Source organism: Indolivaga capnocytophagoides (genome assembly GCF_036511535.1).
GTDB classification, from domain to species: domain Bacteria; phylum Bacteroidota; class Bacteroidia; order Bacteroidales; family Dysgonomonadaceae; genus Dysgonomonas_A; species Dysgonomonas_A capnocytophagoides.
Genome location: NZ_AP028867.1, coordinates 4,446,220 through 4,471,626, shown reverse-complemented (window position 1 = coordinate 4,471,626; position 25,407 = coordinate 4,446,220). Strand labels below are relative to the sequence as shown.

Below are 25,407 nucleotides of genomic sequence, written 5' to 3'. Positions count from 1 at the left end.
CGAAAATAGAACACGAAACTAACACGATTTGTTCTCTAGCTAATATTGGATTTTATTTACATAAAGACACAAAAAAGGGTTATTGACCTGAGCAACAACCCCTAAATATTCTAAACTTGTATAAATACGGTTCTTTACGACAGCAATTTTTTAACAGTCTCAGATATTGCACGCCCGGCTGCTAAACCAGCCAATTCTTTTGTTGCAACCCCCATTACCTTACCCATGTCAGCAGGGCCACTGGCTCCAACCTGAGTAATTATTGCTTTTAATTTAGCCTCCAGTTCTTCTGCGGTTAACTGCTTAGGAAGATACCCTTCCAGTACCGCCACTTCAGCTAGTTCTTTTTCGGCTAAATCCTGACGGTTCTGAGATACATATATTTCCGCACTGTCTTTGCGTTGTTTTACCATCTTCTGAAGAATCTTGATTGCTGTATCATCTTCCAGCTCTCCATGTCCTTCTTTTGAGGTTTTAGCCTCAATAAATTCTTTTTTAGCACCACGCAAAGCTTCTAATCTTACTTTATCTTTAGCTCGCATTGCGTCTTTAATATCTTCACTTACTTTATCAAACAAATTCATAACTTGTTATTTTTAGTAATTTAATTATGGTAAACAAGTAGACCAGTTAACAAGTACTGAATGTACGTCTATCCGTTTACTGATTTAATAAATAGGTCTGAGACCTTGATCAGTTAAATAAATCGGTAGCCTTTTTATTATTATCAGGCTTATATTCATTTGGGTTGAAATCCTCACCTCTTTTGAATACAGGTGTATTCTCTAAAGCTTCGACTATACGATCGTCATCTAATTCTTCGGTCGACAGTATAACTGGTTTCGGCGTAAAGAATGATCTGACATCCATTGTCTTCACTCCATCCTTACCATAATGCTGCTCGATCATCACATTGATACGACGCTTTTCTTCTTCTTCTTTATATTGACGCTCTTCTTCTTCACGTAATTCTTCGTCTGACAACTCGCGCAGATGCTCTTCTATTCCCGGAATGCTCGACATTCCGAAGCCTGTTGCCAAAAGAGTAATCTTCACTTTTGCACCCAAGTCTTTTTCAGTGGCTGTACCCCAGATAACTTCAATCTCAGGACCAAAGCGTTTCATAAATTCAGAGACAGACTCCATTTCTTCAACAATCAACGGATTATCTTCACCCGAATAAATATTGAATAATATCTTCTTAGCATCAAATACATCATTATTGTTAAGCAACGGAGAGTGCAAAGCATTCTTGATCGCTTCATCAACACGATATTCACCTTCACCCATACCACTACTCATGATGGCCACACCTCCGTCTTTGAGTATTGTCTTCACATCGGCAAAGTCAAGATTGATATGCCCGTGTACAGTGATAATCTCGGCAATACCTTTTGCGGCAATAGCTAATGTATCATCAGCTTTGGCAAAAGCGTTAGGTATAGTCAGATCCGAATAAATATCTATCAAACGCTCATTATTGATTACCAATAGAGCATCTACATTCTTAGCAATCTCTTCGACACCTTTCAGTGCCTGTATGATTTTTTTGCGGCCTTCGAATACAAAAGGAATAGTTACAATACCAACAGTAAGGATATTCATATCCTTGGCTATACGGGCTACAACAGGTGCTGCACCTGTTCCTGTTCCCCCACCCATACCGGCAGTAATGAATACCATTTTTGTACCATCGCTGAGCAATTCCTGAATATCCGTCAAGCTTTCTTCTGCGGCCGCTTTTGCGACTTCCGGACGGTTTCCGGCTCCAAGCCCCTCTGTTGTACGACGTCCAAGCTGCACTTTCACCTCTACCGGTGCTTCATGCAATGCTTGATTATCGGTATTACACAATGCAAACGAAACATCGTGAATACCTTCATTATACATATGGTTTACGGCATTACCTCCACCTCCGCCAACACCTATCACTTTGATGATTGTTTGCGTTTTCCGTGGAAATTGAAAGTCTAATATTTCGTCATCCATATACTAATATATCTTCTAATTTAAGGTCGAAGACCTATTTATTATTTTTATATATAAACTACCAATAAGTAACTGAAAGAATTTAACAATATATTTATTATCGTATCAATAGCCATCATTACTTATCGAAACAAAAATGACATACTAATCAATCTTCGTCTTTAAACATCGTTCCTCCAAGATTCTGAATCTTTCCGAAAAAATCGAATAATCCGGGACCTTTCTTGTCCTTCTTCTTTTTTCTCGGTTTTTCCTCATCTTCATCTTCCTCCTCGTCGTCTTCATCGGTATTTACAACCGGAGCAGCCTGCTGCACTACGGGTGCAACGTGTTTTTTAGGTTCTTCTGCAGCTGTTTCAGTTGGTACTGATTCAGATACCGATACTGAAGGCCTGTTCAAATAATCACTTTTGGAAGTCTCCCGTTTTTCGCAATTCTCGTTAGCAAAAAGCAATAAACCCAAAACTTGTGTATATGCCGGATTCTGAAGCAGATCGGCAGCATTATTTATATACAAGCGCTTGGCAGCCCCTCGTTTCACCGGCATCTGCAATTTTTCTTCAAGAAATTCGGGTAGACCTGTTAATTGAGATGCAGCACCAATGATAACAGCTCCGGCTTCGAGTTGATTATAGTAGCCCGATTCTTTTATCTGATTGATTATATTTAATATAATTTCTTCTTCACGTAATTGAATAACCTTATTCAACTCTTTTACATCCACATCCGAATTGGATGTAGCCTGCTTATTTTTATCCTTACCGACCCTTCCGTATTTAATTTTATACGATTCGGCGGCAGTGTCAATGAATCCCAATTCTTTAATATCTTTCGTTACGGTACGTCCTCCGAATGGAATCACCACCATATAACGAAGCAAGCCTCCCTTATATATAGAAAGAGTGGTTGTTCCAGCACCAAAGTCAATCAATGCACAGCCGGCTTGTTTATCTGCTTCATCCAAAACAATGGCTCCTGCAGCTACAGGTCCTACTATATAACCAGCTATCTCCAGTTGGTTTTTCTCCACAAGACAGCGGTTCAGATTACTTTTTATATTAGGACGTCCGACAATCAGACGATAACGACCTTCGACAACAGAAGCTGTTTTATTAATCGGATCTTCATCATATTGTCCGTCCAAAAATATTTCAGGTGCGACAACACTGTAATTCGTCAAAAACTCAGGCTTATTCTGACGGGCCTGCTGTTCCATCTGGTCTATAACCGCAAATGTAACATCCGACTCCACACCCAGATCCTTCGTTAATGAATATTCTATTGCCCGCAACGATTTTCCGGCAATAGATACGTATACTTTACCTATTTTACGTCCCGATTTATTTTCGAGTAAGTTTATGAGCTTCTTTATTTTACCGGAAGCTTCATCAATATTATATACAACTCCATGTTTCACACAGTTGTCGGACGGGATTGATTCCGAAGCAAGTATAGATATTACACCTTGCTCGTTTTTACGCCCCATAAGACCGACAATCTTTGAAGTTCCCAGGTCGATACCCACGATAAAACCCGCCTGTTCCATATCTTCTATCTTTTCAGTTAAGGCATTCAGCCTTTTTATTACTTTAGTATTGCTAATGTTACAAATCAGCAAATACTCTAATTCAACGTTTTGTTCCTATAACTTGTTTGTCGTACTTCAAATTTAATTTCGAATACCTGTTCCATCCCGTATTGGGTAAAGCTTCCGTATAGAAAGTTTTCAACCTGGCCAATTTATCCTTATAGTTATCCAGGCTGCCCAATAAGACCTCATGATCTCCGATACGGGTTATCAGCGAGACATCGGTCTTAGATCTTACGACAATTTGTTCAATCTGAGCATTCCAAAATGCGTTATCATACAAATATAATGCAAATTTATATAAATCTGTTGCAGCAAAGTCTTCTTTTATATTTCCGGTAGCCAAAGGCAAATAAGCTGTATTACGGTTAGATAGGGGCATTGCCTCTCCTTGCTTGTCAATATAATAACTATTGCCATTGTCGGGTATAATGCGCAATACCGGAATCCGTTCCTGTATAACGGCTCTTATACCACCATCACTGGTTATGAATACATTGGCTGAGCGTATCAGTTTATTTTCTAAAATTTCCTGCTGAATGGCGTATGTATCAACCTCTTTCAACTGCTTTCCATACGGATTAAGCCCTTTGGCATTTATATCTTTTTCGATATCTGATGCTTCAATGAACTTATCATCGCTTTTATTATCAACCACAACCTCGAAATGACTGCATACTTTCTCCTGTGGCTGCTTCTCGAAAAAGAAGGCCGCAAAGATCAGGTATCCGCCCAATAGACATAAACCTGTTATGATTAAAATTTTCTTTACCATTCGAAATTGAAGGTCTCAGACCTATTTATTTAATCGTTCTTCCAATAGTTCTTTTATCGGCTGCAAAAGTTGGTCAATATCTCCCGCTCCGACAGTCAACAGAACTTCTATATCTTTTTTATTCCTTATAATATCCAATAGTTCGCTCTTTTTACACAGCGTTTTTTTACAGGTAACTTTATCAAAAATTATTTGAGAAGTCACTCCCTCGATAGGTTTTTCTCTTGCTGGATAAATATCAAGAAGAATCAATTCGTCCAAAAGCGATAAACTACGGGCAAACTGATCCGCAAAATCGCGGGTACGGCTATATAAGTGAGGCTGGAAAATACCTAATACTTTCTTATCCGGATAAAGTTCTTTTACAGATGAAATACTAGCCGATAATTCATCCGGATGATGTGCATAATCATCTATCATCACCAATGAGTCGGTTTTCAGCATAAAATCGAAACGTCGTTTTGCTCCTTGGAAAGTACGCATACCATTTCTCAATTCATCGTCTGTAGCTCCGTTCAACCAAGCCAAAGCCATAGAACCGATTCCATTTTCGATATTAATACGAACAGGAACACCTAACTCTATATTCTTCACAACCGAATCGGGTGTCACAAAATCGAAACGTATTGTACCACTTCCCACTTTTATATTTTCAGCCCTGAAGTCGCCCTTATCCTGAGAGTAAGTATATAATCTGACTCCGGATTGCAACTGAGGTTTCAGTTTTATATTGTGTTTCATCACCAGAACTCCACCGGGTTGAATAAGCGATGTAAATTTCTCGAAACTTTTCAGATATTCTTCTTCCGTTCCGTATATATCCAAATGATCAGGATCTACAGAGGTTATCAAAGCCATATAAGGATGCAGCCAATGAAACGAGCGATCGTATTCGTCTGCCTCGACTACTGTAAACTCACTTTTATCTGATAACATCAGGTTACTGTCATAATTTTTAAGTATTCCCCCCAAGAAAGCATTACAATCAAGATGAGAGCCTTTAAGTATATGAGCCAGCATGCTGGATGTTGTGGTTTTTCCATGAGTACCTGCACAACATAAGGCCTTGCTGGACTGAGTTATCAATCCTAAAACCTGAGCCCGTTTATGTATATCAAATCCATGCTCTCTGAAATAATTCAGTTCAGGACTATCATCAGGCATGGCAGGAGTATATACTATCAGGGTCGTTTCTTTATCAGTATATAGGACAGGTATATTTGCTACATCATCGGCATAATGAATATCCGCACCTTCTTTCACCAGAGCTTTGGTCAGCAAAGTTTCGGCACGGTCATAACCTCCGACTGATTTGCCCTTCGACATAAAATAACGAGCAAGATTGCTCATCCCGATCCCCCCTATTCCTAAAAAATATACTGATTTGATATTATCCATTGTCTTTCGCTTCTTAAGCCTTTGAGTTTATTATCTTTTCGATTTCGTCCACTATACGGTTTGCAGAATCGGGCAATGCCATCTTTTTGATATTGTCGGACAATATCCTTAAAGTATCATTATTCTTTACGATCTTCACAGCCATCGGAATCAGTTCATTTTGAGCATCCGCATCTTTTATCATCACAGCAGCATGATGATCTACCAATGCTTGTGCATTTTTTGTCTGATGATCTTCTGCAACGTTGGGCGAAGGCACCAATATGACAGGCTTGCCCAGTATACTCAATTCAGAGATTGATCCGGCTCCTGCTCTGGATACAACCAGATCCGCAACCTTATATGCTAAATCCATCCGATTGATAAAATCATACAGATGAATATTTTCAGATTTTTCTTTACTCTGCAGAGACATCGTCAATTCATGCAGATACCGTTCTCCGGCCTGCCATACAACCTGTACTCCCGATTCAGCCAACAGCAGCAGATTATGGAGGATACTCTGGTTTATCGTCTTCGCACCAAGGCTTCCTCCTATCACCAAAATTGTTTTTTTCATCGGATCGAGGTTAAAAAACGTCAAGGCCTCTTCTTGCAATACATTCGTTTCCAGATCCTGACGGCAGGGATTACCTGTAAGTACGATTTTTTCTTTCGGAAAGAACCGTTCCATACCTTCATAAGCAACACAAATACGGGCAGCTTTTTCGGCAAGTAATTTATTAGTTACACCAGCATACGAATTTTGCTCCTGCACCAATGTAGGTACACCCAAACGGGACGCCATTTTCAACAATGGCCCGCTGGCATACCCTCCTACTCCGATAGCAATATCGGGTTTGAAAGTTTTAACTACTTTCCGAGCTTTTAACAAACTTGTAGCCAATTTCTTCAAAACAACAATATTCTTCAATAAAGCTGATCTATTGAAACCGGCAACAGGCAGACCTACAATTTCATAACCGGCAGCAGGTACACGCGTCATTTCCATACGATCTTCTGCTCCAACAAACAATATTTTAGCATCCGGATAACGCAGTTTAATTGCGTTAGCTATCGATATCGCCGGAAATATATGTCCTCCCGTACCTCCTCCACTTATTATTACTCTCATAAATCTTTATAATATTAAGGTCTCAGACCTTATTCGTAATCAACATTTGCAATACTCTCATCTACGTCTTCATGCTCGTCTTCTTTAGCATTCGAACATGCCAGAATAATACCGAAGTACACACACGTTATGATCGTAGATGTTCCTCCTCTACTTATAAGCGGCAAAGGCTGTCCTGTTACCGGAATAAGATTTACCGCCACAGCCATATTCGCCAATGCCTGTATAGTTATAAGCAAGGCTGCTCCGAGCAGTAAATAACGGGGAAATAATTTTTCGCACTTCGAAGCTAAAATTCCAGCCCGAATCATCAATGCGACATATAGTAAAAGAGTAAACAGACCTCCGAGAAGCCCCATTTCCTCCAGAATTATAGCAAAAATAAAATCGGAATAAGCCTGCGGTAGAAAATCCCTTTCGGTTCCACTTCCCGGCAGTCCTATAATCTTGCCATTAGCAATAGCTATTTTGGCATGTGATACCTGATAATTTTCATCTGTAATCTTATACTCTCCTCCATTTTCAGCACCTTCTTCCTCTGCCGAAGAGTGCCTATCGATACGTGCCTGCCATGTTGCAAAACGATCAGGCAGATAGGCTTTAGCGGTAGAAGCGGGAATCAGAGTCAACATACCTACCAATAATGTAATAGAAACGATACCAACCAGAGCTATCAATCCCAACTTTTTAAGATCGACTTGTCCGATAAACATCATCAGGTAGCAGACAAACAGCAGCAAACAAGCTGTAGATAAGTTCTCGGTAATAATGAGTGCACATGTAATACCGATACCTACAAGTAAAAATTTAAATACCTGCGACTGATTGTTATCCTTTAATTTACTCAAAAAGAATGCAACATATCCCATCAAAGCAAGTTTGGCTATCTCCGAAGGCTGTATAGTAAACACTCCGCCTACACCAAGCCACCGCTGCGCCCCGTTTACATCCGAACCGAGAAACATGGTCATAATAAGCAACACCCATGACAAAGGCACAAGCAGTATCATTCCCGAAAAATACCTTGTAGGCACTCTTTGCAGGAATACTACAGCACCGAAACCGATCATCAAAAAGACTGCATGACGGAAAATCGGTCCCCAGTGATTGTGCTGGCGATAAACAATCGTACTCGAAGCACTAAATACCTCGAGAAGTGATATGATACATAGTGCAATAAATATACACCAGATTGTTTTATCACCTTTAAATATACGTTCAAAGATGTTCATTCAATATGTAAATTAGTAAACTGGATAATGTCCCCTTTTATCGGCTCATTATCTAATTTTCAAATTGATTTTTTAAAGCTTACGTACCCAATATTTAAACTGGTCTCCGCGGTCTTCATAACTCTTAAACAAGTCAAAACTTGCACAACATGGCGACAAAAGGACCGCATCTCCGGCATCAGCAAGCTGATATGCTTTTGTTACAGCTTCTTCCATTGAGCCGGCATCTTCAATTCTATCGACTTTACCATCGAAGAACTTGTGCAGTTTTGAATTATCCACACCTAAGAAAACTAAAGCATGCACTTTAGATTTTACAAGCTCTTCAATCTCAGTATAGTCATTTCCTTTGTCTTTTCCTCCCAGAATAAGCACCACTTTAGATTTCATACTCTTCAGTGCATACCAGCAGGAATTAACATTAGTGGCTTTCGAGTCGTTAATAAAGTGAATGCCTTTCACATCAGCGACTTTCTCCAAACGGTGTTCCACACCTTTGAAATCGCTTAACGACTGACGTAACTTATCATCTGTAATATCCAACAGTTTGGCTGTGATACCGGAAGCTAAAGAATTATACAGATTGTGAGTACCTGTTAATGCTAATAAATCTTGTTCCATCTCAAATACAGATTTTGGTGTATGTATAAATATTTTTTTATCATCGGAATATGCAGAAACCCCTTCTTTTTCGGATTCTGCAAATGTATATATTGTAGCCTGAGGATGTAGCTTTTCTACTTCGACAGTTACAATCGGATCTTCCGCCCAGTATATAAAAGCATCCGCCTTAGTTTGATTACGGATAATCCGCATCTTGGCGTCAACGTAATTTTGCATTTTATGATCATACCTATCCAAATGATCAGGAGTAATATTCAGAAGAATAGCAATATCCGCCTTGAAATCATACATATCATCCAACTGAAAACTGCTCAATTCCAAGACATAGTAATCGAAATTATTCTCTGCAACCTGACGGGCAAAACTCCGTCCGATATTACCGCCTAATCCAACATTCAGTCCGGCTGATTGTAAAATATGATATATAAGACTGGTAGTCGTGGTTTTGCCGTTACTACCGGTTATACAGATCTTTTTAGCAGAGGTATAACGTCCTGCAAATTCAATTTCCGAAATTACCGGAATATTTTTTGAACGGGCAGCAACAATCAATGGAGCATCTTCCGGGATACCTGGACTTTTGATAATCTCGTCCGCTGAAAGAATAAGGCTTTCCGTATGTCCTTTTTCTTCGAAGCTGATATTCTTTCCCGATAGTTCTTCTTTATATTTTTCCTGTAAAGATCCATTATCCGAAAGAAATACATCAAAACCCTTAGCCTGTGCAAGAATCGCTGATCCTGCACCACTTTCGCCTCCACCAAGTATTACTATCCTTTTCATATATTCGAAATTATCTCATCTTCAATGTTATCAGTGTTATGGCAGCCAATATGATACCTATAATCCAGAAACGTACTACTATTTTAGATTCAGGAACAGGATTAAACGGCTTTTGTATCAATGCCTGTATTCCCGAATTTCCTGCTTTCTGAAAATGATGATGCAACGGAGTCATTTTGAAAATACGGCGACCTTCACCATATTTCTTCTTTGTAAATTTAAAATAGAACACCTGCATCATCACCGAGATACTTTCAACAAAGAAAACTCCGCAAAGAATCGGCAACAAAAGTTCTTTATGAATAATCACGGCAAACACACCGATTATACCTCCTAAAGTCAAACTACCTGTATCTCCCATAAACACCTGTGCAGGAAACGCATTATACCAAAGAAACCCGACAGTAGCCCCGATAAATGCAGCTGCGAAGACAACCAGTTCTTCACTTCCCGGAATAAACATGATATTCAGGTAAGAAGCAAACTCAACGTGCCCTGACACATAAGCCAAAATACCGAGCGTAACCCCTATCACGGCTGAACTCCCAGCCGCTAAACCGTCTAGTCCGTCTGTTAAATTAGCACCATTGGATACAGCTGTAACAATGAATATTACAACCAAAACAAATAAGAACCAAGCTGCAGCACTTGAATATTCCCCCATAAAGAAAACAAGCGACTCATAATCCAGATTATTATTCTTGAAGAAAGGAATAGTGGTCTGTGTAGACTTTACTCCCTCGACAGTATAAGTAACCCGTTCTATTATGTCTTCGGTATTCCGTACTTCGGTATTCTCTTTTACTATTACAGATGGGCTCAGATATAAAGTCAATCCAACAATAAGACCAAGACCAATCTGAGCTATTATCTTGAATTTGCCGTGCAAACCTTCTTTATCTTTTTTGAATACTTTAATATAATCATCCAGAAATCCTAAAGACCCCAGCCACACAGTAGTTATAAGCATCAATATTATATATACGTTCTCCAGACGTGCCAACAGTAAAACGGGAACTATTATTGCGATAATAATTATAACACCCCCCATCGTAGGAGTTCCTTTTTTACTTAACTGACCCTCGAGCCCCAGATTACGCACAATCTCGCCGATCTGCAATACCTGAAGTTTATCGATAATCCTTCGACCTATAACAGTAGATATAATCAAGGATAGCAATATAGTCACAGCTGCCCTGAATGATACATATTTAAACATACCCGCACCGGGGAAGTCTAAGGTATCCAAATAATTAAAAAGATAATACAGCATTATATAATATATGTTTAACTTATTCTACAAACCTAAAATTGCTTTTACAACCTCCCGATCATCAAAGTGGTGTTTCACACCTTTTACATCCTGATAATCCTCATGTCCCTTACCTGCTATAAGAATAACGTCTCCGCTTTTGGCTAAAGCACAAGCTGTTTTTATAGCTTGTTCCCTCTCAACAATACACAATGTTTTTTTCATCTGAACAGGATCAAGACCTGCAACCATATCATCTATGATAGATTGAGGTTCCTCAAATCGGGGATTATCCGACGTTAGAATAACCTGATCACTCAATCTTACCGATTCCTGAGCCATAATCGGACGTTTGGTTTTATCCCTGTTTCCTCCGCAGCCCACGACACTTATAACCCGTCCTCCTCCGTCAAGAACATCATGAATGGCGTTCAAAACATTAGTCAGAGCATCCGGAGTGTGCGCATAATCTACAATTGCAGTAAAACCGTCTTTAGATCTTATCGTTTCGAAACGACCAGCAACAGATTTAAGTGTACTTAATATCACCAGAACTTTTTCGATATCTTGACCTAACAATATACTTGCTCCATAAACCGCCAGTAAATTATAGACATTGAATACTCCTACAAATTGGACTTCCAATTCACGTCCATTAATTTCAATAGCTGTTCCATCGAAATGCTTTTCGAGAATGCGGGCCTTAAAATCTCCTAATGATTTTACTGAATAAGTATGCTTTTCGGCTTTTGTATTCTGAAGCATTACCAATCCGTTTTTATCATCCACATTGGTAAGAGCGAATGCTGATTCGGGCAGATTATCAAAGAATAACTTCTTAGCTTTCAGATATTCCTGCATTGTCTTATGATAATCAAGATGATCCTGTGTCAGATTGGTAAAAATACCACCTCTGAACAACAATCCGCTTATTCTTTTCTGGTGTATAGCATGTGAACTCACTTCCATAAAAGCGTATTCGCATCCGTCATCAACCATTTTTGCCAAAAATTCATTTAACGATATAGGATCAGGCGTCGTATGAGTAGCCGGATATTCATCATCGTTTACATAATTGCATACAGTAGACAGAAGACCTGCTCCATATCCCAATTGACGAAACATTTTATATAATAAAGTTGCTGTTGTTGTTTTTCCGTTTGTTCCGGTAACACCAACCAACTGCAATTTCTGGGATGGGTTTCCGAACCATGCCGAAGCCAACTTACCTATTGCATCGGCACTGTCTTTTACTTTTATATAGGTAACATCCGATACCGTATCTGCTATATCTCTGTCGTATATTATAACTTTAGCTCCCGATTCGATAGCCTTACTTATGAATTCATGACCATCGACCTGAACGCCTTGAGCTGCAATAAAAGCAAAGCCTTCCGAGACTTTACGCGAGTCCGAAGCAATTCCTTTTACATCAACATCTTTATCGCCATGTGTATCAATTATATCAACCTGAATATTTGACACTAACTCTTGCAACTTCATAGTTTTCTTATTTTATCTTGTAATTTTTTATTTCAATTCTAATGAGATCGAAGAACCTCTGACAATACGACTGCCCGAAGGCATCGATTGAGAAACGACTCTACCGTAGCCCTGAATCCGTACCCGCAGCCCCATTCTTTCCAATACGAAAAGAGCATCGCGGGCACCCATTCCCTTAACATCGGGAACGAGACCATTCTCTATCACATTCTTTCTCAGATCTATCTTATTGATAGAAGGAGTTGCAACAACCCATTCCGCATCATCCTGAGATGGTGTATAAGGTAAATTAAGACTGCTAAGCACTAGCTCCAAATCCTTCTTGGAACCGCTTTTCACATAAGGAGTCATCAATAATGCAGTATCGGGCTTACAAGCCGAAGGAGCCATGTACACTTTCCGTGCATATACCTGTTCTGCTATCTGTTTAAAAACCCCTCCGGGCATCAATCCTCCGGATGGAACACCTTTAGGTCTTCTTATTCCGACAAAACAAGTGTACATCGGTTTTTCAGCCGGAAAATATCCACAGAAAGACACGTAATAACCACTTCCGTAGCGTCCCTCCGATGCAATCATTGCAGTACCTGTCTTTCCGGCAATCTGGAAAGATTTGGATCCGACAAACTTACCTGTTCCTTCATTTACAACACCAACCAGCATTTGTTGTATCTCTTCCAATGTTTTGGGCGAACAAAGCGATGGGTTAATGATATCTGTAGTAAATTCTTTCTCTATTTTTCCATCATGCATGAAAGCCTTTGTTATAAATGGCTTTATCATTTTACCTCCGTTAGCTATACCATTATAAAACATCAATATATATATAGGAGGTATTTGAGTTTCGTATCCGAATGACATCCAGGGCAAAGTGGTTCTTGACCAATAATGCGATTTATCATTGGGATGGCGTATAATTGCCGTACCTTCTTTTCCTTGCAAAGGTACATCCCAATCTATTTTTTTTGTTATTCCGGTATCATAAATTCGCTGAACATATTTTTCCGGATTATTCTCATAACCTTTCAGTATAACTTTAGATACAACGATATTAGATGATATATGTATCCCTTGCGCCACGGTAAGGTCTCCTCTATCAGCTCCATGCCTCCAATAGTGATCTCTTACAGTACGGCCGCCATATTGAAAAAGTCCTGTTCCTACATGAAATTTCTCATCAGGAGTTACAACTCCATCTTCGAGAGCAATCATCACGGAAAGAGTTTTAAATGTCGATCCCGGCTCACTCATGTAAGAAAAAGCATTGGGATTTCCTTCGGCATAACTGCCATCAGGCATCCGGTCGAGATTCGAGATTGCTTTGATCTCTCCTGTTGCAACCTCCATAATGATAGCTGTTCCGGATTCAGCTCCGGTCTCTTCTAATTTCGAATATAAAGCCTTTTCGGTTATGTCCTGAATATCTACATCTAATGTAGTTTTTACATCCCAACCATCTTCAGCAGGAACTTCTACAACATCAAGCCAGCGTCCTTGTATTTTCTGACGGCTTTTCACTCCGGGCTTTCCCCTTAATATCGAATCATACTTTAATTCGACACCACTTGATCCCCCTTTATCTATATCTTTATATATAGAACCCACTGTACGTCCGGCTAAACGTCCAAATGGTTTTGCCCTCATCGAACGTTCTTCGACAATCATACCTGTGCGGTTCGATCTCTGATTAAGAAACGGATATGTACGTAATTCTTTCAGCTCCACATAATTTACATCACGTTTTATAAGACGGATATATCGGCTTTTCGGTCTGAATTTCTTCTTCGAGCCACTCTCTTTAATTTGTTCTATTTGATTTAACTCCCTACGGCTTAAATCCCAGCCGTTCAGTATGAGATTTTTATATTGAGTCGCATTCTTATCAGGATACTTACGCGCTAAAGCTACGGATAAGTCTCCGACATACTTCATCAAAGTATCCTTACGTATACCTTCTGCCATAAAGTCGATATAAACACCGTAAAGAGGCTCGCTTGTAGCCAAAAGCCTGCCATCATCGGCATATATATTCCCTCTGTTGGGCTTTATCTCCCTATCTTTTTTTACTGTTTCTTTAATCCCCAAAGCACGCCATTGGTCACCTTCGACAAACATGATACGCACTATATACACCAGTATGGCAACAAAGATGGCCAGAAACAGAAAAACGATAAACCCATAGCGGTTTATGATCGTTTGCTTCTTGCCTTTTATACTATTTTCATTTTTTGCCATATATCCTTTCTTTATCGCCTTGACAATTCAGATGAAATTCAAAGCCGAATCTAAAACACACAGTATTGAACTTTCGCGGTCCTCATTCAACTCACTCTTTCTCCTTAACTTTATAAGCAGGTTCGGTAGGCGACCGAAGCTCTAACCCATTATCATCCACAAGAGACTGAACTCTTGTCTGCCTGCTTACGCTGGTCAACTCAGAAGATATCGTCAATGATTCGTATTTAACGTCTTTCATTTCGATCTTCAACGACTCTATCTCGGCTTTTTTCGCAATACAGCTATACCTATTACTTATATATAGAATAATGATCACAAAGACAACAAGCATAAAGCGTGTATTCTTCAGGAAGAAATCCTCGGTAAGGATTGTTCCGCTTAATACATGCATTGTACTTTTTCGTATATCTTTTAATTTCAATGGCATAATCAACAATTACGAGTTACGAGATGTGAGCCCTTATTTCTTTTCAGCGATTCTTAACTTAGCACTTCTTGATCTGGGATTCAGAGCCTGTTCGTCATCCGAAGGAACGATTACTTTATTATTAACAAGGATAAATGGAGTATTCACATTTCCGAAAAAATCTTTATCCACATTCCCCTCAAAATTTCCTGTCTTAAAAAAATTCTTCACCAAGCGATCTTCTAATGAATGGTAGGTTATAACAGATAATCTACCTCCGGAAACAAGAAGATCTTTTGCCTGTTCGAGCATCTCTTTCAGGGCATCCATTTCCTGATTAACCTCTATCCTCAGAGCCTGAAATGCCTGAGCCAGTATTTTTTTCTCCTTTCCACCTTTAGTATAAGGTGTAAGAATATCGAGCAGGTCTTTAATTTTTCTGAATGGCTTTTCTTTTCGTCTTGCCACTATTTTAAATGCAATCTGACGAGACTGCTTCAACTCTCCATACAAATAGAAAACATTCGCTAAATCCCCTTCCTCATACTCATTCAAGACCTGAGCTGCAGAAACACCCGCCTGCCGATTCATTCTCATATCAAGATCTCCATCTTCAAAACGAAAAGAAAACCCTCTCTGATCATCATCGAAATGATGTGAAGACACACCCAAGTCAGCTAAAACCGAATTAACAGATTCTACATGATGGTATTTAAGGAAATTTTTCAGATACCTGAAATTACTCCTTATAAAAGTAAGACGAGAATCTCCTGTTATATTATGGATAGCATCTTCATCCTGATCAAACACATAAAGACGCCCATCTTCCCCTAAACGGGATAAGATCTCACGGGAATGCCCTCCGCCTCCGAATGTAACATCAACACAGACATCTCCGGAATGAATATCCATTCCGTCGACACTCGGCATTAACAATACCGGAACGTGATATCCGTCTGCAACAATTAATTTATCTTTATTTTCAGCCATTCGGATTCTCTTTATTCATTATTTCCTGAATCTGCATACCAAAATCAGACGGATCGATAAAAGTTTCAGCTAAGCGGTCTTTTCGCCAAATCTCGATTGTGTTATCAACTCCCAAGAATTGAATTTCAGCCTCAATCCCCACCATCTGCAAATAACGCTTAGGAATCAATATACGCCCACTGGCATCGACATCAAGACGTTCTGCATCGACTACAAACTGGCGGAACAACTGCTGATGAGATTTATCCCAGCGATTGAGACGGCTACGCAAATGCTGAACCTCCGCATCCCAAACATCCACAGGATACAATACCAAACAATCCTGAAAAAGGTCTTTGCGAAGAACAAACGCAGACTGAGCCACACCTTGCAACACTTTTCGAAAGGCCGCAGGCACGAAAACCCTCATTTTCGCATCTATCTTTGCATCTATACTCCCCAGAAATTGCATATCACAATTAAGCTTTTACTCCTTATTTTTACATATAGAGCGTAAAGTTATAAAATTATCCACTTTGCCCCACTTTAAAACACCAAGTTTTTAAAAAAAGTTTTCAACAGTGCAACTTTTCTAATATTCAACACATTAAGGGCTTACAACATTTCAATCAGATTTACTAAAAAAAATGAAATCAGATTCAATAAAACCCGAACACTTAGTCTTCATTCTTATAAAAAAGTTATCTTTACGCTTTCAGGAAAATTAAAGGCGTCAGGCCTCTTTTATCGGAAATAAGGCAATCCGAATTAGGCTATAAAACAGATCATTGAATTTTAATCAGAAGATGGAAGACCTTGAAGAGAAAGCTGCTTTAAACACTTTGGATCTTGACAAGATATTTAAAAGCAAAGCTCCGAAGCTATACGCTAAAACACCTTCATTTATCCTCAGGTATTTAAAGAAGAAAGTACATATTGATGAGTTAAACGAAATCTTAACGATCTACAAAGACAGGTACGGAGTAGATTTTATGGATGCTGTTGTCGGATATTTCGACCTCAAGCTGAAAATCAACGGACTCGAAAATATTGATAAAAACGGAAGATACATCTTCGTATCGAATCATCCGCTTGGCGGATTAGACGGAATCTGCCTGTCTGCGATTGTTGGAAAGAAATTTGATAAAAGAATCAAGTATCTTGTCAATGATCTCCTTTACTACATAAAAAACCTTCAACCGATATTTGTCCCCGTGAATAAATACGGAAAACAGGCAAAGGATAAAGCCAAGGCAATAAATGACGCATATTTATCTGATGATCAAATAATCACCTTTCCGGCAGGAATATGTTCACGCAAAACCGGAGGTAAAATCATAGACCTTCAATGGCAAAAATCGTTCATACATAAAGCCATTGAAACTAAACGGGATGTTATTCCCGTACATTTCAATGCCCGTAATTCGAATTTCTTTTATAGATTTGCAAATTGCAGAAAAGCTTTAGGTATTAAATTCAATATTGAAATGCTGTTTCTTCCTGACGAGATGTTTAAGAATAAGCATCAGACGTTTACCATCACTTTCGGAGAGCCTGTCAAATGGGAAACCTTTGATAAATCGAAAACTCCGCAGCAATGGGCTGACGAAGTCAAAAATATTACTTATAAGTTAGATTAGAGCTGTACAAACGGCTGAATTGATCGGCAAATATGAATAACCGAAACATTTTCTTTTAAGTAATGAATTGTAGTAATTATCGATTTTTGAATAACAACAAGCTTTGGCTGTTTCATTTACCAAAGTAATAAATAGGTTTGAGACCTTACTTAGTATAAAGATGGAAAATATTATTGCTGAAGTAGACAAAGCTCTAATCAAAGCCGAATTGACGAAAGACAAGTTCTTACGTAAAACAAATAAGGCTAACAACGAAATATATATCATCACGCACCACAACTCCCCAAACACTATGAAGGAGATAGGGCGTCTACGCGAAATCGCATTCAGATACTATGGCGGAGGTACAGGAAAAAGCACCGACATAGATGAATACGACACGATGGACAATCCATACAAACAATTGATAGTATGGAATCCCGAAGCCGAAGAAATACTTGGCGGTTATCGTTTTATATGCGGTCCCGATATACAGTTCGACTCCAACGGAGAACCCATACTTGCAACGTCTCACCTGTTTCATTTTTCTGAAAAGTTCAACAAAGAATACCTTCCGTATACTATTGAGTTGGGCAGATCTTTTGTATCCCTCGAATACCAAAGCACCAGAGCAGGCTCGAAAGGAATATTTGCCCTTGATAATCTATGGGATGGTTTAGGCGCACTATCCGTTGCCGATCCGACCATGAAGTATTTTTTCGGAAAAGTAACAATGTACGATACATACAATTCTCAGGCAAGGGATATGATCTTGTATTTCATGAACAAGCATTTTCCCGATCCCGAACACCTCATATATCCCAAACAAAGCCTCAATATAGAAACCGACAAGAGAATCTTAAAGCGGCTTTTCACCGAAGACGATCTAAAAAGTGATTACAAAATATTAAACACATCGGTCAGAAAATTGGGAATCAATATTCCTCCGTTGGTAAACGCTTACATGGGATTATCTCCCCGTATGAAAGTATTCGGAACAGCAATCAATGATACATTCGGAAATGTGGAAGAGACCGGAATACTTATCGACAAAGACGAAATTCTGGAGGAAAAACGTAAAAGACACATAGAGTCGTATCTACTGGATAAACCTTCGAAACGATTTTTAAAAAGACTCAGACAAATGATTAACTGGAGCTGGAGTTCTTATAACTGGGGATCTTATAAAACCGGTAAATCCGGCAAACAAGGTAAAGCAACAGGTCGTTTCACCAGAAAACGCCGTCCTGAATAATTGAGGATTAGATTCTGATCATTTTAAACTTCGTATAACGATTAGTCTTATAAACAAGCTTTTCGTATATTTGTAAGGTCTCTGACCTTTTTGTGATCAATAACAGTTGAGAATAGAGATTATTTTCAACTGTCAACTCACAGTTTACAATCTGCTAAGTCTAAGAGCCTATTTATATTTTAGCGAAAATTTTCATTAAGGCTCTTCAAGCTAATTCTTAGCTGCTTTTTCTGCTATAAAAAAGCTTAGCTATAAAATTTAAACAGACTCTAAAAAATACTTACTATTATTACAATAATGAAATACGAAATAAGAGGTACAAATACAATCAACGGAGAAATACAATTGGCAGCATCTAAAAGTATAAGCAACCGTGCCCTTATCTTAAAAGCATTAAGCAACAGTCCCTATCCTATCGAAAATCTTTCGGATTGTGATGATACACGGGTTATGGTCGATGCTTTTTCGTCCGATACAAATGCCATTGATATCGGTGCAGCCGGAACCTCCATGAGATTTTTGACCGCATATTTGTCTCATATACCCGGAGAATGGACTATCACCGGAACCGAAAGAATGCAAAAACGTCCGATAAATGTTCTGGTGGAAGCTCTGAATGCAATCGGTGCACATATCGAATATCTGCAGACAAAAGGTTATCCGCCACTTAAAATACGAGGTAAAGCACTAAACGGAGGAGAAGTTTATCTTTCGGGAGGGATCAGTTCACAGTTTATCTCCGCCCTTTTGATGATTGCTCCGACAATGGAAAAAGGGCTGACCATACATCTCGAAGGAGACGTAATTTCCATACCGTACATCAAACTCACATTAAAAATGATGGCTGAATTCGGTGTCAAAGCCGATTGGTCGGAAAACGTGATCAAAATATATCCGAACGAATACAAACCTGTAAAGTACATTGTCGAGTCTGATTGGTCGGCTGCATCGTATTGGTACGAAATAGTAGCTCTGGCAGATCATGCAGAGGTAGAACTGAGAGGTTTATTTAAAGACAGCGGACAGGGCGATTCTAAAGTTGCCGATCTGTTTATAGATCTCGGTGTCAATACCAAATATACAGAAAATGGTGTCATATTAACCAAGACAGACCGCTTTGCGAAAAAAATGTTCCACAACTTCGTGAATGAACCCGACCTGGCTCAAACATTTGTTGTAACATGCTGCCTTAAAAACATACCTTTTCTATTTACAGGTTTGCAAACTCTAAAAATTAAAGAGACAGACAGAATAGAAGCACTTAAAGCCGAAATGAAAAAATTAGGCTATCTTCTCACAGACAGCAAAGACAGCATTCTGGAATGGAATGGAGAAAGATGCGATGCGGAAAATGATCCGGTCATTGCGACTTACGAAGATCACCGCATGGCTATGGCTTTCGCTCCGGCTGCAATCAAGCTTACACATTTGAAGATCAACGAACCAAAGGTTGTTTCCAAATCATATCCTAATTATTGGAATGATCTGAATAAAGTTGGCTTTGATATCAAAGAAATTTGAGTTTTTCACTAATGAATTTTTTAGAATTATTTCAGTACGATTTTTTCAGCAATGCCCTTCTTGGGAGTATTTTTGCGAGCATCGTATGTGGTATTATAGGCACTTATATTGTTGTCAAACGGCTGGTTTTTATCAGTGGAGGTATAACCCATGCTTCTCTGGGCGGACTAGGTATCGGTTTTTATGCAGGCATTAATCCGTTTGTATCGGCACTTATATTCTCTGTGTTTTCCGCTTTTGGCATCCAATGGTTTTCATCACGGCAAGGGGTTAGAGAAGATTCTGCAATCGGTGCATTTTGGTCGTTCGGTATGGCTATCGGTATTATCTGTATTTATCTGAAAGCCGGATTTGCACCCAATCTTTCCGATTATCTTTTCGGCAATATACTGACCATAACCCGTACAGATATATACTTATTTATTGCACTATCTATAGTGTTAAGTCTCGTATTCTTCTTTTTCCGAAAAGAAATACTATACACATCATTCGATCCTGATTTTGCCAGAACCAGACACCTTCCGATAAAATTGATAGAGTATTCTATGATGTTTTTCATAGCTGTTTCTATCGTGCTGATTATCCGGCTTGTCGGAGTCGTATTACTGATGTCTTTGCTTACAATTCCACAGATGACAGCTAATTTATATACAGCCAACTATTCGAAAATAATATTCCTGTCTATATTATTCGGATTAATCGGATGTATATCGGGACTGATATTGTCAGCATATATCAATGTGCCATCAGGAGCATTTATTATCTTTACCCTGATTGCCATATATTTTATATGCCGCATTCAATGCAAAATAATGAAGGTAGAGCCGACTAAGGCATAGATCAAAATTAGATATAAAGAAAAGGACGCCGAATATGATATTCGGCGTCCTTTTCTTTATATCTTTTCCATACTCTACAGCATCAGCGTCCTCCGCCTCCGCCGGAAGAAACACTACCAACGGTTGTTACTACTGAAGATGTAGTAAATGTTTTAGCCGAAGTTCCCTTTGTATATGTCGTTCCGCTATATAATCCGTGAAAATCAGTACCTCCGGAAGTACTTCCTCCAGTATAGATGGTATATGAAGTATTTGATTTTATTGCCGGAGTACTAAACAACATTGTCATTTGGCTGCTGTACGCGCGTGGCACTTTCACGGTCATGATAGAAGTACCATCAGCTGCTTCGATATGAATCAGCTGATTAGCTGTTCCTGTAGCCCCATATATCACAGAATATTGAGTACTCACACTCGATGTTGGCGTACTGGTTGCACCTCCGAATCCGACAAGAGTTCCTCCTGTAATCTTGAATGTATTATTGTCACAATCAAACCCTTCTTCGGGGGCAGTTGTTCCTGATGAAATAATAGTACCACCCGTAATGGTCAAAGTTCCATTCGAATCAATACCATCATTAGTCTGGCTATAGCAATATACATTGCCACCGTTTATTGCTATGTGGTTGGATGCATTTATACAATCATCGTAAGCTTCGATCTCTATTGTTCCGCCGTTGATAGTTAGAGTAGCCTTACTTTCAAGTCCCTCAGCTTCAGTCTTGGATGTTTTTATGGTGATTGTTCCGCCGTTTACAGTCAGGTTACCATCGCTTTTTATGGCTTTGGCGGCAGTATCATCATTCTGATATTTAAACTGATCTCCGGTAGTAGTAACAGAAATGATTCCATCATCAACAGTCAATGTTCCGTCAATATTAATACCCTTACCACCACTTCCCGAGCTGGTAATAGTTACACTCCCTCCCTGCATCAAGAAGTTACCATCTGCTTTGATTGCTGCAGAAGATGAAATATCGGCATCATCCGTATCATAATAGGCATCTCCTGTAGAAGTGAAGTTAAGAGTTCCTGCTGTAATGGTTATATCGCCTTTACTTTTCAAACCCTTTGAAGCCTTGCCGCTTATTGTTATATCTAATGTTCCGCCGTTTACTATTATATAAGGAGTAATAGAGGTATCGGTATCCGAATAAGACGTTTTTACGGCATCTCCGTCTGCACTGTTAATACTGATAGTCCCCCCGTTAAGCTCAATGTATCCTTCTTCACATTCTATGCCATCGCCCGTAGAAACAAGATTGATAGTACCTCCATCGATACGGACATAATCATTGGCATGAATTGCATCTTTAGCAGCCCCTGCAACTTTTACAGTCCCGCCTTTTATACGTATATAGTCGTCACTGACAATACCATGCTTATAACGTCCTTGCACCTGCAGGCTTCCTGCTCCATCGAATACAAGCTGCCCTTCGCTAAAGAAAGTCCCTTTCATATCTTCATCGCCGCTGGCAGTATATGTAGTACCATCGATCAAACGGTTAGAGGTTCCCCCGACCATAGTAACCGAAACTTTCTTTCCGGATTGGATATTGACAGCAGGACCATCGGCACTAATTATATCAACACCATTGAGTCCTATTCCAAACTTATAATCGCTATATATTTTCACCGATCCTGAGGATGTTGATCCCGATAACACGTAATTGACCTCCGTACTCTGATTGGTGGATGTTATCACTACATTTGCACCGTCCGCAACAACAGTAACCCCATCCGAGGAAAAAGGATTTGTAACAGTAGCTGTAGTTCCCGAGAAATCAATAGTTACAGCATTTACAAAAGTGGTGTCCTTGGTATTTGTAACAAAGTCCTCATCGATATTATTTTCCGTGCCTCCGCTATCAGGAGTATCCCCATCGTCAATAGTATCATCGTCACTGCTGCATGATAATGCAAAGACGGCCATTAACGAAATAATAAACAATCCAAATTTTTCTAACTTCATATCCATTTATACTTTTTGATTTAAGGGAACTAAGATTATAATCTTTTGTCCTACATGCAAAAAAAATCGATAAACAGGCAGATATAGACGATGAATTTGATGAATCTGAATAAAAAAAGGCTTCACCCGTGTAGGGTAAAGCCTTCATATATCTATCTCAGATATTTTATTTTTGAATGTTCAACTCATCGATCAGACGATGACATCCCATTATCTTATCGATTGTATATAATACATAACGGATATCGACACTTATAGTACGCTGAAGTTTAGGCTCGAAAATAATATCACCACTCAAAGCTTCCCAGTTACCGTCGAAAGCCAGACCTATAAGTTCTGCTTTTCCGTTAAATACAGGACTGCCCGAGTTTCCTCCGGTAATGTCATTGTTTGACAAGAACCCTACATGCATCGTTCCATCTTCATCGGCATATCCACCCCATTGAGCAGCTTTCAGATTATCAAGAATATACTGTTGAACCGCAAATTCGGGATCATCTTTATTTTCTTTTTCCAATACACCTTTTGATGTTGAGTAGTAATCATAAGATACTGCATCTGCAGGGTTGTATCCTCCTACCGATCCATAGCTTAAGCGTTGAGTGAAATTCGCATCCGGAGAAAAGGTCTTTTCGGGTTGCATTTCCATCAAAGCTGCCATAAACTTACGGGCATTTTTATCGATAATCGGATCGTAAGAAGAAAGATCTTCACGAATCTTCAAACGGCATTCGGCAACCGATGCCGCAAGCACCATAGCCGGATCTTTTTCGAGTTCTTTTATCGGTTTATCAGCTAATAATGTAGCTAAAGTATTAATGTCGGTAAGCTTGGTATTTTTAAATACCCAGTCGGTATATTTATCGTAGTCTCCTTTGAATTTATTGTTAATTGTTCCGTAAATATCAGGTAGATAACCTGCAGGAACTTTCTCTGCATAGAAACGAAGGAGTGCAGGCATAACCTGTTTATCCAAAGCAGGTACATAATCTTTGTACAGATCAGCCATTTTAGACCTTACAGCGGCAGCGGCCAATTCTTTATCACTCAAGTCTGTTTGTCTGATTATATTTGCAAAACGAACAAGCTCAATGCCATTATTAAATGTTTCGGCAAAATATGTCGCTATCCTTGCGGGTTCCATTGTACTGGTATATGCATTATCCAAGTTTGATAGAACATCTCCGTATTTTTCTTTTGCAGAAGGTGTCTTTTCTATCCAATCAGCCAAACGAGACTCCAGAGCCTGTTTATCTTCCAAAACATGAAGACGTCTCAATGCCTGATTCATACCCATTGAATTTTTCCAATAGTTTGAACTGCGGCTGAATTTCACTGAATATTTAATACGTACAGCATCATCGGCATTCATTGCTTTACGCCAGATATCCTGTTTGATTGTACGAACTTCTATACGGGGGATATTTTCGGATGTCATCATCTGAGAGATTCCCCATGACGGCAAATAACGTTCTGTACTTCCCGGATAACCGATAGTCATCGCATAATCTTTGTCTTTATATCCTTTTATAGAAACCGGTACTGAATATTTAGGTTTATAAGGAACATTATCGCTGCTGTAATTTGCAGCCTGATTATCTTTATTGGCATACACTCGGAACACAGAGAAATCTCCTGTATGACGAGGCCATTGCCAGTTATCGGCATCACCTCCGAATTTTCCGATTGATGAAGGCGGTGCAAACACCATACGAACATCTCGGAATACTTCATAAACTACCAGATAATATTTGTTTCCGGTATAGAAAGGAATGATACGGGCATTTAAGAACTCATTGCCTTTATATTGATCCAAAATTTTAACAGATAGAGAATCTATGATTGTATTTCTTTCGTGTTCGGTCATATTGTCTGTAACACCTGCCGTAACAGCTGAGGTTACATCTTCTGTTTTTTGCAGAAACGAAACGGTAAGCCCTTCGGTGTATAACTCTTCGGCATTCGAATGACTAACAAAACCATCTTTCAGATAATCATGTTCTACTGAACTATGCTTCTGAATAGCATCGTATCCGCAATGGTGATTTGTAAATATCAACCCCTCCTGAGATACAGCAACTCCGGTACAACCTCCGCCGAAGATAACAACGGCATCTTTCAATGATGCATTTTTCTCACTGTATACACTATCGATAGGGAAAGTGAAACCCAATTCCTGCATACGGGCAGCACTTTGACGATTTAATTCTTTCAGAAGCCACATACCCTCATCGGCATGGATAGCAGACAAAGTCAGCAAGGCTCCGAACAATAAAAAGATTCTCTTCATCTTCACTACTTTAAATTAAAGGTCACAGACCTGTTTATTT

At 39.2% G+C, this 25,407-nt stretch carries 20 protein-coding genes; 4 read left to right on the top strand and 16 right to left on the bottom strand.

The window, feature by feature from the left end:
* Positions 1 to 134: 134 nt before the first annotated feature.
* The 14 genes from AABJ51_RS18085 to AABJ51_RS18020 form a co-directional block, all read right to left on the bottom strand.
* Positions 135 to 584, bottom strand: coding sequence for a GatB/YqeY domain-containing protein (locus tag AABJ51_RS18085; protein WP_026625475.1), 450 nt, complete (start codon positions 582 to 584; stop codon positions 135 to 137).
* A gap of 109 nt (positions 585 to 693) precedes the next feature.
* Entirely contained in the window at positions 694 to 1,989 is a 1,296-nt protein-coding gene (ftsZ, locus tag AABJ51_RS18080; protein ID WP_026625476.1) for a cell division protein FtsZ, read from the bottom strand.
* A gap of 148 nt (positions 1,990 to 2,137) precedes the next feature.
* Complete coding sequence (gene ftsA, locus AABJ51_RS18075; RefSeq protein ID WP_338373715.1) at positions 2,138 to 3,535, bottom strand: cell division protein FtsA; 1,398 nt, start codon at positions 3,533 to 3,535, stop codon at positions 2,138 to 2,140.
* Between the two features lie 82 nt (positions 3,536 to 3,617).
* Positions 3,618 to 4,352, bottom strand: coding sequence for a cell division protein FtsQ/DivIB (locus AABJ51_RS18070; RefSeq protein WP_338373714.1), 735 nt, complete (start codon positions 4,350 to 4,352; stop codon positions 3,618 to 3,620).
* Positions 4,353 to 4,373: 21 nt separating this feature from the next.
* Positions 4,374 to 5,750 carry a UDP-N-acetylmuramate--L-alanine ligase gene (gene murC / locus AABJ51_RS18065; RefSeq protein ID WP_338373713.1) on the bottom strand — a complete coding sequence of 459 codons (1,377 nt, stop codon included), beginning with the start codon at positions 5,748 to 5,750 and terminating at the stop codon, positions 4,374 to 4,376.
* A gap of 13 nt (positions 5,751 to 5,763) precedes the next feature.
* The gene (murG, locus tag AABJ51_RS18060; RefSeq protein WP_338373712.1) at positions 5,764 to 6,864 is read right to left on the bottom strand and encodes an undecaprenyldiphospho-muramoylpentapeptide beta-N-acetylglucosaminyltransferase; all 1,101 of its coding nucleotides are present in this window, start codon (positions 6,862 to 6,864) and stop codon (positions 5,764 to 5,766) included.
* A gap of 29 nt (positions 6,865 to 6,893) precedes the next feature.
* Positions 6,894 to 8,096: an FtsW/RodA/SpoVE family cell cycle protein gene (locus AABJ51_RS18055; RefSeq protein WP_026625481.1), complete on the bottom strand. Its 1,203-nt coding sequence runs from the start codon at positions 8,094 to 8,096 to the stop codon at positions 6,894 to 6,896.
* A 72-nt stretch (positions 8,097 to 8,168) separates the two neighbouring features.
* The gene (murD, locus tag AABJ51_RS18050; RefSeq protein ID WP_134435777.1) at positions 8,169 to 9,503 is read right to left on the bottom strand and encodes a UDP-N-acetylmuramoyl-L-alanine--D-glutamate ligase; all 1,335 of its coding nucleotides are present in this window, start codon (positions 9,501 to 9,503) and stop codon (positions 8,169 to 8,171) included.
* Between the two features lie 10 nt (positions 9,504 to 9,513).
* Positions 9,514 to 10,776 carry a phospho-N-acetylmuramoyl-pentapeptide-transferase gene (gene mraY, locus AABJ51_RS18045; protein WP_338373711.1) on the bottom strand — a complete coding sequence of 421 codons (1,263 nt, stop codon included), beginning with the start codon at positions 10,774 to 10,776 and terminating at the stop codon, positions 9,514 to 9,516.
* A 24-nt stretch (positions 10,777 to 10,800) separates the two neighbouring features.
* A complete protein-coding gene (locus AABJ51_RS18040; protein WP_338373710.1) occupies positions 10,801 to 12,258 on the bottom strand; it encodes a UDP-N-acetylmuramoyl-L-alanyl-D-glutamate--2,6-diaminopimelate ligase in 1,458 nt (485 codons plus the stop codon).
* Positions 12,259 to 12,285: 27 nt separating this feature from the next.
* On the bottom strand, positions 12,286 to 14,493 hold the full coding sequence (locus AABJ51_RS18035; protein WP_338373709.1) for a PASTA domain-containing penicillin-binding protein: 2,208 nt from the start codon (positions 14,491 to 14,493) through the stop codon (positions 12,286 to 12,288).
* A gap of 91 nt (positions 14,494 to 14,584) precedes the next feature.
* A complete protein-coding gene (locus AABJ51_RS18030) occupies positions 14,585 to 14,923 on the bottom strand; it encodes an FtsL-like putative cell division protein (protein ID WP_321577311.1) in 339 nt (112 codons plus the stop codon).
* A 33-nt stretch (positions 14,924 to 14,956) separates the two neighbouring features.
* Positions 14,957 to 15,892 carry a 16S rRNA (cytosine(1402)-N(4))-methyltransferase RsmH gene (rsmH, locus tag AABJ51_RS18025; protein ID WP_338373707.1) on the bottom strand — a complete coding sequence of 312 codons (936 nt, stop codon included), beginning with the start codon at positions 15,890 to 15,892 and terminating at the stop codon, positions 14,957 to 14,959.
* Positions 15,885 to 16,343, bottom strand: a complete 459-nt coding sequence (locus AABJ51_RS18020; protein ID WP_026625488.1) for a division/cell wall cluster transcriptional repressor MraZ — start codon at positions 16,341 to 16,343, stop codon at positions 15,885 to 15,887. The genes rsmH and AABJ51_RS18020 overlap by 8 nt, the downstream gene beginning before the upstream one ends.
* A 334-nt stretch (positions 16,344 to 16,677) precedes the next feature.
* Between AABJ51_RS18020 and glsA the strand changes: the two genes are divergently transcribed.
* The 4 genes from glsA (at position 16,678) to AABJ51_RS18000 (ending at position 21,105) form a co-directional block, all read left to right on the top strand.
* Positions 16,678 to 17,511: a lyso-glycine lipid O-acyltransferase GlsA gene (gene glsA, locus AABJ51_RS18015; RefSeq protein WP_288210149.1), complete on the top strand. Its 834-nt coding sequence runs from the start codon at positions 16,678 to 16,680 to the stop codon at positions 17,509 to 17,511.
* 160 nt (positions 17,512 to 17,671) lie between these two features.
* The gene (gene glsB, locus AABJ51_RS18010; RefSeq protein ID WP_084158490.1) at positions 17,672 to 18,745 is read left to right on the top strand and encodes a glycine N(alpha)-acyltransferase GlsB; all 1,074 of its coding nucleotides are present in this window, start codon (positions 17,672 to 17,674) and stop codon (positions 18,743 to 18,745) included.
* A 297-nt stretch (positions 18,746 to 19,042) separates the two neighbouring features.
* Positions 19,043 to 20,266, top strand: coding sequence for a 3-phosphoshikimate 1-carboxyvinyltransferase (locus AABJ51_RS18005; protein WP_338373706.1), 1,224 nt, complete (start codon positions 19,043 to 19,045; stop codon positions 20,264 to 20,266).
* Between the two features lie 11 nt (positions 20,267 to 20,277).
* The gene (locus tag AABJ51_RS18000) at positions 20,278 to 21,105 is read left to right on the top strand and encodes a metal ABC transporter permease (protein WP_026625491.1); all 828 of its coding nucleotides are present in this window, start codon (positions 20,278 to 20,280) and stop codon (positions 21,103 to 21,105) included.
* Between the two features lie 82 nt (positions 21,106 to 21,187).
* On the opposite strand, the gene AABJ51_RS17995 is transcribed toward AABJ51_RS18000, so the two are convergent.
* Both AABJ51_RS17995 and AABJ51_RS17990 read right to left on the bottom strand, forming a co-directional pair.
* The gene (locus AABJ51_RS17995) at positions 21,188 to 23,077 is read right to left on the bottom strand and encodes a carbohydrate-binding domain-containing protein (protein ID WP_338373705.1); all 1,890 of its coding nucleotides are present in this window, start codon (positions 23,075 to 23,077) and stop codon (positions 21,188 to 21,190) included.
* A 166-nt stretch (positions 23,078 to 23,243) separates the two neighbouring features.
* On the bottom strand, positions 23,244 to 25,367 hold the full coding sequence (locus AABJ51_RS17990) for a S46 family peptidase (RefSeq protein WP_338373704.1): 2,124 nt from the start codon (positions 25,365 to 25,367) through the stop codon (positions 23,244 to 23,246).
* Positions 25,368 to 25,407: the final 40 nt, after the last annotated feature.